The organism is Deinococcus cellulosilyticus NBRC 106333 = KACC 11606 (assembly GCF_007990775.1).
Lineage (GTDB): Bacteria > Deinococcota > Deinococci > Deinococcales > Deinococcaceae > Deinococcus_C > Deinococcus_C cellulosilyticus.
The window spans coordinates 16,538-31,494 of sequence record NZ_BJXB01000010.1; the positions used below are offsets into that span (position 1 = coordinate 16,538).

A 14,957-nucleotide genomic window follows, 5' to 3' on the forward strand; every position below is an offset into this window, starting at 1 on the left:
AACATTTCTGCTTTGGCCTCCCAGCCCCACTTCAGAAGGGCCGTTTGCTGGTGGATTGCCGCACAATCAGTTCATTTGTAAACGCTGGGAGGGTGGCGCGGGTTTTGTTCAGCACGCTGAGGACCAGCCGTGCCGCTGCCTTGCCCATTTTGACTGCGGGTTGGCGGACGGTGGTCAGGGGGGGCAGGGTGTAGCCAGACATGGTCAGGTCGTCGTAGCCCACCAGGGAGACAGCTTCTGGCACCTGCAGGCCGTGTTGCTGCAGGGCAAGTCTGGCCCCGTAGGCCATCTGGTCGTTGGCCGCAAAGACTGCGCTGAATTGCACCTCCTGTTGCAAGAGGCTCACAATGGCCCGGTGGCCGGATGCTTCGGTGAAATCCCCCTCCACCACCCACTCGGGTCGGGGGTCCACTCCTGCTTCTTGCAGGGCTTTTCGGTAGCCTTGCAGGCGGTCATGGGCATCCAGTTGCAGGGGAGAGTGCAGGTGTCCGGTGATGTGCACGATGCGGCGGTGCCCGAGGTCCAGCAGGTGTCTGGTGGCAAGGTGACCCCCCTGCACGTTGTCGGCCCGCAGGCAGCGTTTTTCGAGGCCTTTGACCACACGGGCCACCACCACCAGCGGAATCCTTTCTGAGAGGCCAAGCAGGTCAAGGTCAGGAATTTCTCCGGCCAGCACAATCAGGGCGTCCACCCTGCGTGAGATCAGCAGTTTGAGGGCAGCGTGTTCTTTTTCGGAAGACCAGAACCCGTGAGCGAACAGGGGCTGGTAGGCGGTGCCCTGCAGCCCGTCGGTGATGCCACTCAGGATGTCTCCATAAAATGGTGTGGAATTGTGCTGGGTGAGCACACCAACCACCGATGACCGTCCGCGCACCAGTTCCTGGGCCACCACATTCGGGTGGTATCCCAGTTGTTCAATGGCGGCTTCAATGCGGGTGCGGGTCTCCGGTCCGACAGGACCGGTGTTGTTCAGCACCCGGGAAACGGTGGCGGTGGACACTCCGGCTTCACGGGCGACGTCTTTAACGGTGATGAAAGGTGCCATGCCTTGCCTGCTTTCGGGTGATGTGCTGCATCTGCAGGTTTCATTGTAGGTGTAAACGTGTTCAGCTGCAAACACAGAGGCATCATCTGTCCAGAAAGCAGATTTCTGGTCTTCTGGCCTGTGATGGCATGGGAACATGTTGGACCGGGCCAGTGAAACATTGGCAGATGGAAGGTTCCGAATTCTGCTTTTTTCTGCTTGTTCAGGGGTGGTGTTTTGCTGGATTTGGGGATGGGAAAGCTGATTTGCACACCTGATCCATCAGGGTTGACAAGTGTATGCGTTTACAGCTACAGTGAAGACGTTCCTTCCCTTTCTGATCTGCATTCCAACTGAAATGTGCTTCAGTGTCACAGGTGCATCCTCCAGAAACACCTGTTGACCTGATGGGACTGTCGTTTCTCAGGCTGCTGCTCTGACATGCATTTTTTCTGCAGCCGGAAACGAACACGTTTACATTTGCTGCTGGACTTCACACCGTCACTTCCTGCCCGGCCTCAGGTGGTGGCTCTGGTGTTTGCAGATCGGAAAGGCTGGACAACCCGTTCCCCTGCAATCCATCCCACATCCAAGGAGAAAGCTGTGATTCAAAATGCGCCTCGCCTCAAACGCTTGCTGCTGACTGGACTGCTGGCCCTTTCTGGCTGCAACACTGCACTGCAGCACCCCCCAGGGACCCCCCACCAGCAGGCCACCGCCTACACCCTATGGCAGGCCGAAAGCCACTCCGGTCAGGGAGGCACCCAGCTGGAAACCACCACCGACACCGGCGGAGGCCAGAATGTGGGTTTCATTGGCAACGGAGACCATCTGGTGTTCAACAACGTGGACTTTGGCACCAGCAACACCCCCCTGATTGACGTGCGGCTGGCTTCCGGGGCTGCTGCAGGGGTGAGTGGTAAAATCGAATTTCGACTGGGCAGCACCACCGGCACCAAAATTGCTGAAGTCACCGTGCACCCCACCGGAGGATGGCAGACCTGGGGCACCTTCAGCACCCGTGCAAGCAGTGTGAGCGGGGTGCACAACCTTTATCTGGTGTTCACCAGCACGAGTGGCGTGGACATTGGCAACCTCAACTGGTTCCAGATCACCCGCAGCAACGTCACCCTGCCCACCTCCGACACCCCGAATTTCGGTTCCAACGTGCACATCTTTGGTCCAAGCACCTCCGCTGGCACCATCCAGAGCAAACTGGACGAGGTGTTCAATGCCCAGAAATTCAACAACTTCGGGACCCGCAGAGACGCCATTTTGTTCAGTCCCGGAACCTACAACAACAGCATCAACGTGGGCTACAACACCACCATTGCCGGACTGGGCCTCAACCCGAACGATGTGACCCTGAATGGTTACGTCACCGTGGACACCTTCACCGGGTCCGGAAACGCCACCCAGAACTTCTGGCGGGCCGCCGAGAACTTCACCATTCAGACCCCCTCCGGACTGAACCGCTGGGCGGTGTCTCAGGCCGCTCCCTTCCGGCGCATGCATGTGAAGACCGGACTGGACCTCAGGCCCTCCATGCCCCCGGGGTACGGCAGTGGTGGATTCATTGCAGACACCCGCATTGATGGCACCGTCGAGGCAGGCATCCAGCAGCAGTGGTACACCCGCGACACCCGCATGAACAGCTGGAATGGATCGAACTGGAACATGGTGTTTTCTGGCGTGACGGGGGCACCGGCCAACAGCTTCCCCAACCCACGCATCACCACCCTGCCCACCACCCCCATTTCACGGGAAAAACCCTTCCTGTATGTGGATGGTGCAGGCAAGTACCGGGTGTTCCTGCCTGCCCTGCGCCAGAACACCTCCAGCATCTCCTGGCCCAACACGCCGGGAAGTTCGATTCCGCTGCGCGACTTTTATGTGGCGAAACCCTCCGACTCCACAGCCACCCTCAATCAGGCCCTGTCTCAGGGGCTGCACCTGTTTTTCACCCCTGGAATTTACCGCCTCTCACAGACCCTGAAAGTCACCCGTCCCAACACCGTGCTTCTGGGCATCGGGCTCCCCACCCTGATCCCCGACGGAGGGGTCAACGCAATTGAGGTCAGTGATGTGGACGGGGTCAGGCTTGCAGGACTCATGGTAGACGCAGGTCCCGTGATCAGCCAGCAACTGATCACGGTGGGCGAGTGGGGCTCCCACATCAACCACGCCGCCAACCCGACCAGCTTGCAGGATGTGTTCGTGCGGATTGGTGGGTATGTTGCCGGAAAGGCCAAAGACAGCTTCTTCATCAACAGCGACAACACATTGATCGACCACATCTGGGCCTGGCGCGCAGACCACGGCAACAGTGGAACTGTGGGCTGGACGGTGAACACCGCAGACACCGGACTGGTGGTGTTTGGGAACAACGTGCTGGCCACCGGACTCTTTGTGGAGCACTACCAGAAGTACCAGACCTACTGGGCCGGGCAGGGAGGCCGCACCATCTTCTTCCAGAACGAACTCCCTTACGACCCACCGAACCAGAGTGCCTGGAGAACCGATGACCTGGGTTACGCCGCTTACAAGGTGGCTGACACGGTGACCACCCACGAAGCCTGGGGTCTGGGCAGTTACGCCTTCTTCAACGTGTTCCCCCAGATGCATGTGGCCCGCTCTTTTGAGGTTCCGAATGTGGCAGGGGTGAAGATGCACAGTCTGGTCACGGTCTCCATTGGCAACATGGGCACCATTGACCGGGTGATCAACACCACTGGAGCCCCCACCCCCACCAACACCACCCCCAGCACCGTCACCCACTTCCCCTGAGAATGCAGAAAGCCCGGAAGGAACACGCCTTCCGGGCTTTCTTGCTGTGAAGGGTCTACTTCTTCTGAAACACCCGCACGTAATCCACCTGCATGCTGTGGGGCATGTTGTTTTCTGCAAGAACAGCAAGCCCTTCTGCGGTCTTCGCCCCGGTGAAGTTCTGGGGGTTGTTGCGGTAGGCGGCAGGGTAGGCCCCATCGTAAGCCACGTTCAGCAGGATGAAATTGGGTCGGTTGAAGACCCAGTACCCCCGGGATTCCACTTCGCTTCTCAGGATGGTGCGGTACACCTGGTTGTCCAGTTTGAAGAGCACTTTGGTGTTGTCCCATTCGACTTCATAATCGTGCCAGTCGGTGGCCCGGAAGTTGGGGAAGTTCCCGGCAGCAATGCCACCCGCGGTGTCCACCTTGTTGTAGGATTCCCCGATGCTGCCCCCACCGTAGTATCCGGGGCCGTGCAGGGAGGAACTGTGCCACCAGGAGTACCCGATGTTCTCCATGATGTCGATTTCGCCTGCGTTGGGCCAGCCCTGGTAGGGGTCGTTCACATCAAAGCCCAGCATCCAGAAAGCCCCCCACACCCCGACTGCGCCGTCTTTTGCTCCGTTTGCGGTGGTGGGCATGTTCATCTTGATGCGGGCCTGGATGCGGCCATAGAGGAATTCCTTCTTGCCTGCCGTGGTGATGCGGCCCGAGGTGTAAGCCCTGCCCTGGTCGTTTTTGCGCAACACGATGTTCAGCAGGCCGTTTTGCTGGAAGACGTTTGAAAGGCTGTCGGTGTAATACTGCCTCTCTCCGTTGCCCCAGCCGCAAATGCCCTGGGCGCAGCCATCCCCGATTTCGTAGTTCCAGTTTGTGGTGTTCACTTTTACCGGGGTGGCGTTGCTGTCGAATTCATCGGCCCAGACCTGGGTCCAGGTGCTGCCTGTGGGGGTGGGCTCAGGGATCAGGGGAGGGTTGTCTGCTCCACCTGCCCCGTACACCCTGAACTCGTACAGGGAGATGCCCCACTGGCTGCCATCTCCAGCAGACCAGCCCCGTTTTGCGGAATTCACCCGGATGTACCGGTAGGCCTGTTGCAAATTCAGCGTGACCACATCGGTGTACTCGGAGGCAGGAGGCCTGGGCGTCTGACCGTCGATCACCTGAGGATTGGTCTGGGTGCTCACCACCGTCCAGTTCTGGCGGTCATTGGAGACCTCAAGGGTGTACTGGCTGGACCAGGCGGTTTCCCAGTTGAGTTCCACCCGGTCAATGCGGGTGGCAGCCCCGAGGTCCATCATCAGCCAGGCTTTCTGGGCGATGCCACTGGCCCAGCGGGTGGAGAGGTTGCCATCCCCGGCAAAGCTGGGGTCCACCCCACGGTCCTGGGTGGTGGAGGCATACAGTTTCTGGTTGTCGGAAATCAGCACAGTGGGTCCGGTGGGAAGACCGTTTGTTGGGGCAAAAACCTGCAGCTCCCTTATGGAGTAACCATATGGCGCAAGAGCGCGGGTCAGGCCCCACACCCGCACAAAGCGGGCACGTGTTCCGGCGGGCAGGGTGATTTTGTCTGCCACCCCGTCGGTGTTGCTGGTTTTGCTGACGGTTTTTACCCCATTTCTCCAGGTGGTGCCATCGTCTGAGAGGTCAATGCGGTAACTGGTGGCGTAGGCCGCTTCCCAGAACACCTGCACTTCACCGAGGTCCTGCACAGCCCCGAGGTCCACGGACAGCCACTGGTTGTCCTGCTGGAAGGCACTTGCCCAGCGGCTGTCCAGCACACCATCCACTGCATTGCCAGATTTGAAGGCTGTGGGGTTCTCAAACGTGCTGGCACTGGTGGGTTTGCCCAGCGCAAGGTTCACAGCCTGCTTCTGGACCAGTGAGGTCGGCATGGAGGGGGTTTGCTGGCTGCACGCTCCAAGAATGAGGGCGAGGGCCACAGGAAGTGCAGTTTGAAAACGTTTTGGAAGCATCTTTCACCTCTTTTTGAGTCTCAGGACAGGATCAGGCACCCCATGGGAGTGGGGGTGCCTGAAAGTGAAGGGTGGACACTGGTGGGAAACAACTCTACGTCTGGAATTGGGTCTGACAGATGCTTTGCACCTGATCAGATCCAGGAGAAAGCCTGTGGATGGCCGCTTCCACAGGCCCTCATCCCGGAGGGAGCAGGATGCAGTCTCGGGTGGGGGTCCTCCTTGTTGGTCTTCCAGCAAGCAGAAAAACCCTGCCTCTGGAAGGTTGCCCTGTTTGGTTTTTCAGAAGTATAAAGTCAGGGCGTCAAACAGGCGTCAATGAAAAGCCGCTGTTTGAAAGGTGGCAAAAGCACTTTTCTGAAAAAATTTTAGCGCTAAACTCCTCGTGTCACTGCTGAAAGATGTCACTGCCGACTCAGGGTTATCCCCAGGTCGGTCTTGCTCTCATCTCTGCTTTTCCCAGCGAAGGGCACTCCGAATCCATTGAACGAAAGGAATTCATGGGACGCAAATCCACCTCTGTCACCCATCGAACCGTGCAGGTTCACCTGCTGGGGACACCATGCATTCAACATGGCAAGAGAAGCCGACTGCTGAAGCCCGAAAAAGCACTGTGGCTGCTCACTTTTCTGGCTGCACAGGACCGCTGGGTCAGCCGGGAAGAACTCTGCGCTTTGCTGTGGCCCGACGCTGAGCACTCAAAAGCCAGACACAGCCTCAGGCAACTCCTGCAGAGGATTTACAGCCTGAAATGGACCACCACCCTGGAAGTTGAAGTGGATTGCCTCCGCTGGAAAAGTGGCAGTGACCTGCACGAATTCCGCCGCTGCGTGCGGGTGGGCTTATGGGAAGAGGCCCTTGCCCATCACAGAGGCACATTGCTGCAGGGGCTGCATCCTGCTGACCTCGAAGAATACGACAGCTGGCTGGAACTGGAACGGGACAGGCTGCACACCGAGTGGTTGCAGGTCAGCAGTGAACAGGCCAGAGCACTCGGAGCCAGAGGTCTGGAACAAGAAGCCCTGCATTTGCTGGGAGATGTGCTGCAACACGATCCACTTTCGGAACAGGCTTTGCAGCACTACATCAGGCTTGCTCAGGTGACAGGAAGCAGGGACCAGGCCGTGCGCCATTACCTGCAGTTCTCCCGTGCGCTGAAAACGGAGTTGGGGCTGGAACCCAGTGCAGAGACCCGCACGCTGTGTGAGGCGCTTCTGGAGGGGCAGAGGTTCACCTCGATGGGATGAGCGACGGCTTTTCGGGCACCTACTCCAGCATGTCAAAACCACTGTCCAGATGCCGCTTCATGGCCTGCTGGGCTTTCAGCGCGTCCCCTTCTTTGATGCCGTCCAGAACTTCCCTGAGTTCGGCATGGGCCTGCTGGCGGCGTTCCGGGTGTTTGTCGCGAAATTGTTTGCGCATCGGGGCAATCCAGCCCAGGATCTCAGCAACGATGTCTTCCAGCACAGGGTTGTGGGTGGATTTGGCCAGCAACAGGTGAAAGTGGGCATCTTCATCTGCGCCGTTTGATCCCTGTTCCAGGGCTTTTCTTTCCTGCTCCAGGGCCTGTTCCAGCGTAGCGATGTCGGTCATGGAGCAGCGTTCGGTGGCCAGGGCCACCACCTGCAGTTCCAGCATCTCACGCACCTCCCAGAGGTGCTGGCCGCCATCCCGGCTGGGTTTCAGCCTGCGGATGCGGGAAAGCAGCAGCTCGATGGGAAGTTCCGCAACGAAAGCCCCTTTGCCCTGGTACACCTCGACGATGCCCAGGGCACGCAATTTGGCAATGGCTTCGCGGATGACGGTGCGGGCCACCCCGAAGCGTTCAATGAGTTCGTTTTCACTGGGCAGACGGTCACCTGGAAGCAGGCGTTTCTGCTGAATCCAGTCGGCCATCTTCTGGGCAACAGACTCTCCCAGATGCTGTCGTGCGAGGGGTTCGAAAGGGGGATCAAATGGCATGGTCAGCTTCTTTGCAGGTTGAGGAGAGGGTTGGGCACAATTTTGGGCCAGGCCTACGTTCTGATGATAGCTTGACGGAGCCTGAATGTCATCCTATGATCATGTTATCAGTTGTCTGACAAGTTAAGTCACCCCCCAGAAAGGCGGGTGGAAGGGCCAGCTTTGCGCGAGGCGGCCCTGCGAGGAGGAAAGGACATGAAGAAGTCGGTTGTGCTGCTTTCATCTCTGGTGGTTTCTGCTGTGTTTTCTGTGGCCCAGGCCCAGGAGACCGTTCGCATCGGGGCCATCACCACCCTCACCGGGAGACTTGCCGAGTTTGGAGCCCAGCAGAAAGCGGGTTTTGAGCTGGCCGTTGACGAACTGAATGCAAAAGGGGGCATCGGCGGGAAGAAAATTGAGCTGGTTCTGGAAGATGCCGCCAGCGATGTGAACAAGGCCCTTGCTGCCGCCGAGAAACTGGCCAACAGTGGAGTTGGAATCATCCTCAACGAGTACAGTTCCAGCATTGTGAAACCCGTGGCCCAGTTCCTGTCACGCCAGAAAGTTCCGAACATCGTGGTTTCGAGCAGCGATGAGAGCATCACCAAGCCGGGCTTTGATTACGTCTACCGCATCAACCCACCCACAGACGAATATGCCAAGATCCTCTTCGAGGTCTTCAAAGACAAGAAAATCAGGAGTGTGGCCATTCTGGCAGGCAGCGGCGCTTTTGAGAAAAGCGTGCTGAATTCCGCGATGGAACAGTCCAAAACCCTCAACATCCCTGTGGTCGCCTCCCAGACCTACGACAAGGGCCTCACCGATTTCCGTCCCATCCTGAACGGCTTCAAGGCCAAAAATCCAGATGCAGTCATGCTGGTGGGATACCAGGAAGACTCGGTGGCCGTGATGCGGCAGGCCAAGGAAGTGGGCCTGAACCCCAAGGTGTTTGCAGGAGGAGCCGCGGGATTTGCCCTTCCAGACTTCATCAAAGGGGCAGGTTCGGCTTCGGAGTACGTGGTGACGGCCACCGCCTGGGTGCCTGAGATGGGCAGCAAGCAAAAAGCCCTTTACGACAAACTCTCCAGGAAACTTGGAATGGCCCCCACCTACCACGCTGCGCAGGCCTACGCTGCGGTCCTTGTTGCCGCAGATGCCATCAAACGGGCAGGGTCCAGCACGGACCGCGAAGCCATCCGCAAAGCCCTGGACAGCACCAACCTGCAGACCGCCTACGCCCCGGTGAAATTCCAGAATTACGAGGGCTACAAAAACCAGAACAAAGTCGGCATGGTCGCAGAGCAGGTGCAGAACGTGGGTGGGCAACTGGTGTTCGTGTCGGTGTACCCGAGAAAACTCTTCCTGAAAAACCGCATGCTTTTCCCCACCCCCGCCTGGGACAAACGCAACTGAGCCCATGAGAGAGGGAGACACGATGAAGAAAAGTGCATTGCTTCTGATCACCCTGGGCCTCTCCGGTGCACTTGCCCAGAGTACTGACACCATCAAGGTGGGGGCCATCACCTCATTGACCGGACGTTTTGCAACCTTTGGCAAGATGCAGAAAGCCGGATTTCAGGTCGCCATCAAGGAAATCAACAGCAGGGGAGGGGTGCTGGGCAAGAAACTGGAACTCGTTCTGGAAGATGACGCCTCGGACACCAACAAGGCCCTGGCTGCCGCCGAGAAACTGGTCAACCAGGGGGTGCCCCTGATCATCGGAGCCTACGCATCGAGCATCACCAAGCCCCTTTCGCAGTACCTGACCCGCGAGAAAGTGCCGCTTCTGGTGGCCACCGCCGTGGATGACACCATCACCAACCCAGGGTCGCCTTATGTGTTCCGGGTCAACAATGCCTCCAAGGCCTACACGCAGGGCTTCATTGAACTCTTCAGGAAACTGCAGGTGAAAACCATCGCGGTCCTGACCTCCAATGACGCCTTTGGCAAGTCGGTGATGAAAGACATCACCACCCTCGGACCAGAAGCAGGATTCAAAATTGTTGCACAGGACAGTTACGACCAGGGGCTCAGTGACTTCAGGCCCATCCTCAACCGCTTCAAGTCCCTCGACCCGGATGTGGTTTATCTGGCGAGTTACGAGGCCGACTCGGTGACCATCATGCGCCAGAGCAAGGAGGTGGGCCTGAAACCGCGCTTCTTTGCCGGGGCCGCCACCGGATTTGCCCTGCCCAGCTTCGCGAAAGCCGCTGGTGACGCTGCAGAGGGGACCCTGGTGAGCGTCACCTGGAGTGATGACGTGCGGTACGCCGGGGCGCTCAGGCTGTACAAGAGCCTGAAAACCGAACTGAAAGAAGAACCCTCCCAGCATGCCGCCCAGTCCTATGCTGCCATGCTTGCCGCTGCTGACGCCATCCAGCGTGCTGGTGGTCTGGACCGTGAAAAAGTCCAGCAGGCCCTGAAAAAGACCCTGCTGGTCACCGCCTACGGTCCGGTGAAATTCCGCGATTACGATGGTTTCACCAACCAGAACCCGGTGGTCATCCTGATCACACAGGTGCAGAAGGGCAAAGTCGTGACGGTCTACCCTGATCGGGTCTCCGAGGCCAAAGTGATGGAGGCGAAATAGAACATGGAGATCTTCTCACAGGGGATGCAGGCCCTCATTGACGGCCTCCTGACGGGCGGCGTTTACGCCATGATCGGGGCGGGCCTCTCCCTGATCTTCGGGGTGATGCGGATCATCAACTTCGGACACGGGGATTTTGTGGTGCTCGGCATGTACTCAGCGTTCTTTGCGGCCACAGCCCTCCACATGGACCCTTACCTGAGCATCCTGGTGGTGGCCCCACTGGCCTACCTGCTGGGTTTTGCAGTACATCGCCTGATCCTGTCCCGCTTGCTTGGAGCGAGTGAGCAGAGCACCAAACTGGCCTCGCTGGGCATCGGTCTGGTGGTCAGCAACGCCATCCTGCTGGGTTTCGGCACCCAGCCCCAGACGGTGGACACCACCTACTCCACCTCGGTGTGGGTCATGCAGGTGGGAACCCTGGAACTCCGCTTCAGCGTGATCCGGGTGGTGGCGATGGTGATCACTGCAGCCCTGATCTTTCTTTTGAACCGCATGCTCTTCACCAGTGAAATTGGCAAGGCCATCCGTGCCACCGGACAGAACCGCCTCGGGGCGGAACTGCAGGGGGTGGACACCCGCCGCATCTACGCTGTCATTTTCGGGATTGGCACGGTGCTGGCTGCAACCGCCGGGGTGCTGCTGCTTCCCCTGCTCTCGGCCACACCGACCATGGGCACCATCTTCACCAACAAGGCTTTCGTGATCACCATCCTGGGGGGCCTGGGAAGCATGCCCGGAGCGATCATCGGGGGCCTGATTCTGGGGGTGGTGGAATCGCTGGGGTCCAGCATTTTCCCCCTCATCCCCTTCCTGAACAACCATTTTGGCAGCAACTACCGGGATGCCTACGGCCTCATCATCTTCCTGCTGGTCCTGCTCCTGAAACCTGAGGGCCTGTTCGGACGGACGGTGAAACGCGTATGAAATCCCGCTCACCCGTCCTGAACCCCCCCTCTGAAGGGAAAAGTGCCCGCTGGAGCCCTTACTTCACCCTGATTCTGGTGGTGGCCCTGCTTGCCTGCTATCCCCTGCTGGTTCCTGTGCTCACCCAGGTGTCCTTCCTGCAAGGGGTCAACCTGAACTTTGGCATCACCACCCTGATCCTGGCCGGACTGGCCCTCTCCTGGGACATCCTGGGCGGATGGACCGGGCAGAACAGCCTTGGGCATGCTGCTCTTGTTGCAGTGGGGGCCTACTCGGTGACCCTGCTTGCCGAACACGGGGTGGCCCCCTGGTATGGCACCCTGATCGGCATGGGCATCGCTGGACTGCTGGCCTGGGGGTGGGGTTCCATGACCTTCCGCCTGCGGGGCAGTTACTTCACCTTATCGAGCATTGCTGTGGCAGAAATCCTCAGGCTGGTGGCCCTCAATGAAAGCTGGCTGACCGGAGGGGCAGAAGGCAAATTCATGGCCGACCTGCCGAAACTCTTTGGCACCTTCGACCTCTTTGACCGCAAGGTGGAGTTCTATGTGGCCCTCGGGTTTGTCACGCTGGTGCTGCTGTTTCTGCACTGGCTGAAATCCGCGAAACTGGGCTTTTACTTCCGTGCCGTTCGCGAAGATGAGGATGGAGCGATGGCCCTGGGGGTGAACCCCGCCAAAGCCAAAAGCACCGCCTTCATCCTCTCTGCGGTTTTCACGGCGATGGGCGGAGCCATCTACGCCCTGTACCTGCAGGCCCTGGAACCCGACAACCTGATGCTGGTGGCCTTCTCCATCCAGATTGCCCTGCTGTGCATCATCGGTGGACGGGGCACCCTGTATGGTGGCCTGGTCGGAGCCATTCTGCTGGGGGTGCCCAGTGAGATCTTCCGGGCACAACTGCAGGAAGCAAACCTGCTGGTGTACGGGATTCTGATTGTGCTGGTGATCCTGTACCTGCCCAAAGGGGTGATGGGCACCCTGGAACACTGGTGGTACCGCAAGAACCACCCGCTGGAGAAAGGAGGCAAGTGACATGCAGGCCCAGAACACCCAGACTGCTCTACCCCTGGATTTCTCCCAGGTTCCGCCCATCCTGGAAGCCCGCAACATCACCGTCACCTTCGGTCAGAACCTCGCGGTGTCCCAGGTGGACCTGACCCTCAGGCCCGGAGAGATCATTGGCCTGATCGGACCCAACGGAGCAGGGAAGACCACCTTCTTCAATGCCCTCACCGGATTTGTCAGAAAGACGGGCACCGTGACCTTTCAGGGCAGGGACATCTCCAACCTCCCTGCTTACGACCTCCCACGCCTCGGGATTGCCCGCACCTTCCAGGTGGAAAGGCCCTTTGAGGACATGACCGTGCTGGAAAACGTCACCATCTCCAGCTTCCTGAAGCACCCTGCTCCAAAAGATGCCCGTACCCACGCCAGAGAAGCCCTGCACCGGGTGGGCCTGCTGGACCGCGCAGAACAGAAATGCAGTGAACTGAACCTTGCCCGCAGGCGCAGGCTGGAAGTCGCCAAGGCCCTCGCGCTTGAACCGAAAGTGCTCTTTCTGGACGAGGTGATCGCAGGCCTCAACCCCCCTGCACAGGCAGAAATGATCCAGATCATCCGGGGTCTGGCTGCAGAAGGCATGGGCATCGTGATGGTGGAACACATCATGAAGGTGATCATGAGCTTATCAAATCACGTGATCTGTCTGGCGTTCGGCAAAAAACTTGCAGAAGGCACCCCGCAAAACGTCGCCAGAAACCCTGAAGTGATCACCGCCTACCTGGGGAGCGACCATGACTGACCTCAAACCCCCACTGCTGGAAGTGAAAAACCTCGACATTGCCTACGGGGATGTGCAGGTGGTGTTTGACATCTCCATGGTGATCCATCCACAGGAACTCGTCGGTCTGGTCGGCGGGAACGGCTCAGGCAAGTCCACCATCCTGAGGGCCATCTCCGGCATGCTCAAACCCCGCGCCGGACAGATCCTCTACCAGGGTCAGGAAATTGGCGGCATGAAACCCCACCAGCTCACCGATCTGGGCATTGCCCACGTCCCAATGGGCAGGCAGCTGTTCGGCAACATGACCGTGGAGGAAAACCTGGAGATGGGCGCTTACCTCCCCAGGGTCAAGCCCAGACGCAAAGCCTCCCTGGAAAAAGTCTATGCTTTTTTCCCGAGGCTCCAGGAGAAACGCAAATTCATGGCGGGTTCCCTCTCGGGAGGCGAGCAGCAGATGATCGCCATCGGACGGGCCCTCATGAGTGAACCCACCCTGCTCCTGATGGATGAGCCCTCCCTGGGCCTTGCCCCACTGGTGGTGCAGGAGGTCATGCGGGTGATCGACTCGCTGCGCGAACTGCAACTCACGGTGCTGCTGGTGGAACAAAATGTGCGCCAGGTCCTGAAAGTCACCGACCGCTCTTACGTGCTGGAACACGGGCGACTGGTGGTGGAAGGCCAGAGCAGCCTCCTGATGGAAAACCCTGAGGTGAAACGGGCATACCTGGGGTTGTGATCTGTTCTAGAAAGGCAGCGCTTTGAAGGGGCTGCCTTTTTTTCGGTTCAGGTCAGTCCACTTCAAAATGCTTTTCTGGGTGTGGGCCATGACCCCTCCTCATCACTTGCTGTCTGGGATTGCTGGAAGAGGCCGGAGTGGAAGTCGAGCAACCCTGTAAACTCCATTTTCTCTTTGAAACAAAACATCCTGTGCTGCTGCACTGGCCGGATCAGGTGGCCAAGAACCCATCTCTCAGGAAAACCTGACGCCCCCGAGATCATTTTCTTGGGAAGCCGTTTGCCAGATGTGGGCTGACCTGAAACAGCTGCTCTGTCCTGTCAAGCTGCATGTCACAGCGAAATTCCTTGCCTGTAGGGGTTACACCTTCAGGCAACAAACCTCGAAGCCTCCAATGTCTCTCTTCCTCACCACCTCAGCTGTCCTTCAGGTACACTGGGAGGCATGAAGAAAATGCTGCTTATAGGCCTGCTCTCCCTGGGACTTGCTGTTGCTCAGGGCACCCCTCAAAATTACGAAAATATAGGGAGCAGGACGCTTTCACACTATACCTTAACAGGCAAAGTCAAGCAAGTTAAAGAGTGCATGGAGTATTGGGGATGTGAAGTTATGTCCTTTAATGAATATGGGATAGAGACCAAGTATTTAAAAAGTCGTAAATTCATCAAAGACGAACAAGGGATTTTAATTTTTGAGACCACCAGTGGTCCTGAGTACTCTCCCAATCTCAAGGAGTACTTTCAGGACGGTCATTTGTTGAGAACAGAAGGTATTGATGTGGCAAATCCAGGCCAGACTTATGTGAATGATTATGTGTACTCTGGAGATCTTCTCAAATCAGTGGACTATAAAATATCTTCAAAAGAGGGCGAGAGGGTATTGAGAAGTGACATCATGGTTTATACGAATGGGATTTTGAATATGATAGAAACTTCAGCAGAAGATGGTTCCAAGGGCAGGTTGATCATTGATCAGGGTAGGTTCCTGACAAAAAAATTTGATTTTCGATACCCAAATCCCATAGAAACATATACTTATACATTTGATGATAAAGGCAACTGGATCAAGCAAATCATCGATGGAGAACTGGAGATAACAAGAGAAATCACATACTACTGAGTCGGACCCAGAATCCTTGATGTCACCCTCGAATGACATTTTCTTTTGGAGGCAACCGTGATCATTGATCCCCCTGATCCCCCTCGTTGAT

At 57.8% G+C, this 14,957-nt stretch carries 12 protein-coding genes; 9 read left to right on the plus strand and 3 right to left on the minus strand.

The window, feature by feature from the left end; all coding sequences use genetic code 11:
- Positions 1-31: 31 nt before the first annotated feature.
- The gene (locus DC3_RS12100) at positions 32-1,045 is read right to left on the minus strand and encodes a LacI family DNA-binding transcriptional regulator (protein ID WP_146884639.1); all 1,014 of its coding nucleotides are present in this window, start codon (positions 1,043-1,045) and stop codon (positions 32-34) included.
- Positions 1,046-1,627: 582 nt separating this feature from the next.
- Between DC3_RS12100 and DC3_RS12105 the strand changes: the two genes are divergently transcribed.
- Positions 1,628-3,811, plus strand: coding sequence for a pectate lyase-like domain-containing protein (locus DC3_RS12105; RefSeq protein WP_186815989.1), 2,184 nt, complete (start codon positions 1,628-1,630; stop codon positions 3,809-3,811).
- 55 nt (positions 3,812-3,866) lie between these two features.
- Here the strand turns inward: DC3_RS12105 and DC3_RS12110 are convergent, their stop codons facing one another.
- Positions 3,867-5,768: a discoidin domain-containing protein gene (locus DC3_RS12110; RefSeq protein ID WP_146884641.1), complete on the minus strand. Its 1,902-nt coding sequence runs from the start codon at positions 5,766-5,768 to the stop codon at positions 3,867-3,869.
- Positions 5,769-6,169: 401 nt separating this feature from the next.
- On the opposite strand from DC3_RS12110, the gene DC3_RS12115 reads away from it, so the two are divergent.
- Complete coding sequence (locus DC3_RS12115) at positions 6,170-7,015, plus strand: AfsR/SARP family transcriptional regulator (RefSeq protein ID WP_146884642.1); 846 nt, start codon at positions 6,170-6,172, stop codon at positions 7,013-7,015.
- A 19-nt stretch (positions 7,016-7,034) separates the two neighbouring features.
- Here the strand turns inward: DC3_RS12115 and DC3_RS12120 are convergent, their stop codons facing one another.
- Entirely contained in the window at positions 7,035-7,730 is a 696-nt protein-coding gene (locus DC3_RS12120; RefSeq protein WP_146884643.1) for a FadR/GntR family transcriptional regulator, read from the minus strand.
- Positions 7,731-7,925: 195 nt separating this feature from the next.
- Between DC3_RS12120 and DC3_RS12125 the strand changes: the two genes are divergently transcribed.
- The 7 genes from DC3_RS12125 (at position 7,926) to DC3_RS12155 (ending at position 14,866) form a co-directional block, all read left to right on the plus strand.
- Positions 7,926-9,122, plus strand: coding sequence for an ABC transporter substrate-binding protein (locus DC3_RS12125; protein ID WP_146884644.1), 1,197 nt, complete (start codon positions 7,926-7,928; stop codon positions 9,120-9,122).
- Between the two features lie 22 nt (positions 9,123-9,144).
- On the plus strand, positions 9,145-10,299 hold the full coding sequence (locus tag DC3_RS12130) for an ABC transporter substrate-binding protein (protein ID WP_146884645.1): 1,155 nt from the start codon (positions 9,145-9,147) through the stop codon (positions 10,297-10,299).
- A 3-nt stretch (positions 10,300-10,302) separates the two neighbouring features.
- Positions 10,303-11,226 (plus strand): branched-chain amino acid ABC transporter permease, encoded by a 924-nt coding sequence (locus tag DC3_RS12135; RefSeq protein WP_146884646.1) that lies wholly within the window; start codon positions 10,303-10,305, stop codon positions 11,224-11,226.
- The gene (locus tag DC3_RS12140; protein ID WP_146884647.1) at positions 11,223-12,260 is read left to right on the plus strand and encodes a branched-chain amino acid ABC transporter permease; all 1,038 of its coding nucleotides are present in this window, start codon (positions 11,223-11,225) and stop codon (positions 12,258-12,260) included. The genes DC3_RS12135 and DC3_RS12140 overlap by 4 nt, the downstream gene beginning before the upstream one ends.
- A gap of 1 nt (position 12,261) precedes the next feature.
- Positions 12,262-13,029 carry an ABC transporter ATP-binding protein gene (locus DC3_RS12145; protein WP_146884648.1) on the plus strand — a complete coding sequence of 256 codons (768 nt, stop codon included), beginning with the start codon at positions 12,262-12,264 and terminating at the stop codon, positions 13,027-13,029.
- Positions 13,022-13,747, plus strand: a complete 726-nt coding sequence (locus DC3_RS12150) for an ABC transporter ATP-binding protein (RefSeq protein WP_146884649.1) — start codon at positions 13,022-13,024, stop codon at positions 13,745-13,747. Before DC3_RS12145 ends, DC3_RS12150 begins: the two co-directional genes overlap by 8 nt.
- Positions 13,748-14,191: 444 nt before the next feature.
- Complete coding sequence (locus tag DC3_RS12155) at positions 14,192-14,866, plus strand: hypothetical protein (RefSeq protein WP_146884650.1); 675 nt, start codon at positions 14,192-14,194, stop codon at positions 14,864-14,866.
- The last annotated feature ends 91 nt before the right edge of the window (positions 14,867-14,957 follow it).

Coding starts and splice junctions, on each gene's coding strand:
- DC3_RS12100 (WP_146884639.1), bottom strand. CDS start 1,045: ATGGCACCTTTCATCACCGTTAAAGACGTCGCCCGTGAAGCCGGAGTG.
- DC3_RS12110 (WP_146884641.1), bottom strand. CDS start 5,768: ATGCTTCCAAAACGTTTTCAAACTGCACTTCCTGTGGCCCTCGCCCTC.
- DC3_RS12115 (WP_146884642.1), top strand. CDS start 6,170: ATGTCACTGCCGACTCAGGGTTATCCCCAGGTCGGTCTTGCTCTCATC.
- DC3_RS12120 (WP_146884643.1), bottom strand. CDS start 7,730: ATGCCATTTGATCCCCCTTTCGAACCCCTCGCACGACAGCATCTGGGA.
- DC3_RS12125 (WP_146884644.1), top strand. CDS start 7,926: ATGAAGAAGTCGGTTGTGCTGCTTTCATCTCTGGTGGTTTCTGCTGTG.
- DC3_RS12130 (WP_146884645.1), top strand. CDS start 9,145: ATGAAGAAAAGTGCATTGCTTCTGATCACCCTGGGCCTCTCCGGTGCA.
- DC3_RS12135 (WP_146884646.1), top strand. CDS start 10,303: ATGGAGATCTTCTCACAGGGGATGCAGGCCCTCATTGACGGCCTCCTG.
- DC3_RS12140 (WP_146884647.1), top strand. CDS start 11,223: ATGAAATCCCGCTCACCCGTCCTGAACCCCCCCTCTGAAGGGAAAAGT.
- DC3_RS12145 (WP_146884648.1), top strand. CDS start 12,262: ATGCAGGCCCAGAACACCCAGACTGCTCTACCCCTGGATTTCTCCCAG.
- DC3_RS12150 (WP_146884649.1), top strand. CDS start 13,022: ATGACTGACCTCAAACCCCCACTGCTGGAAGTGAAAAACCTCGACATT.
- DC3_RS12155 (WP_146884650.1), top strand. CDS start 14,192: ATGAAGAAAATGCTGCTTATAGGCCTGCTCTCCCTGGGACTTGCTGTT.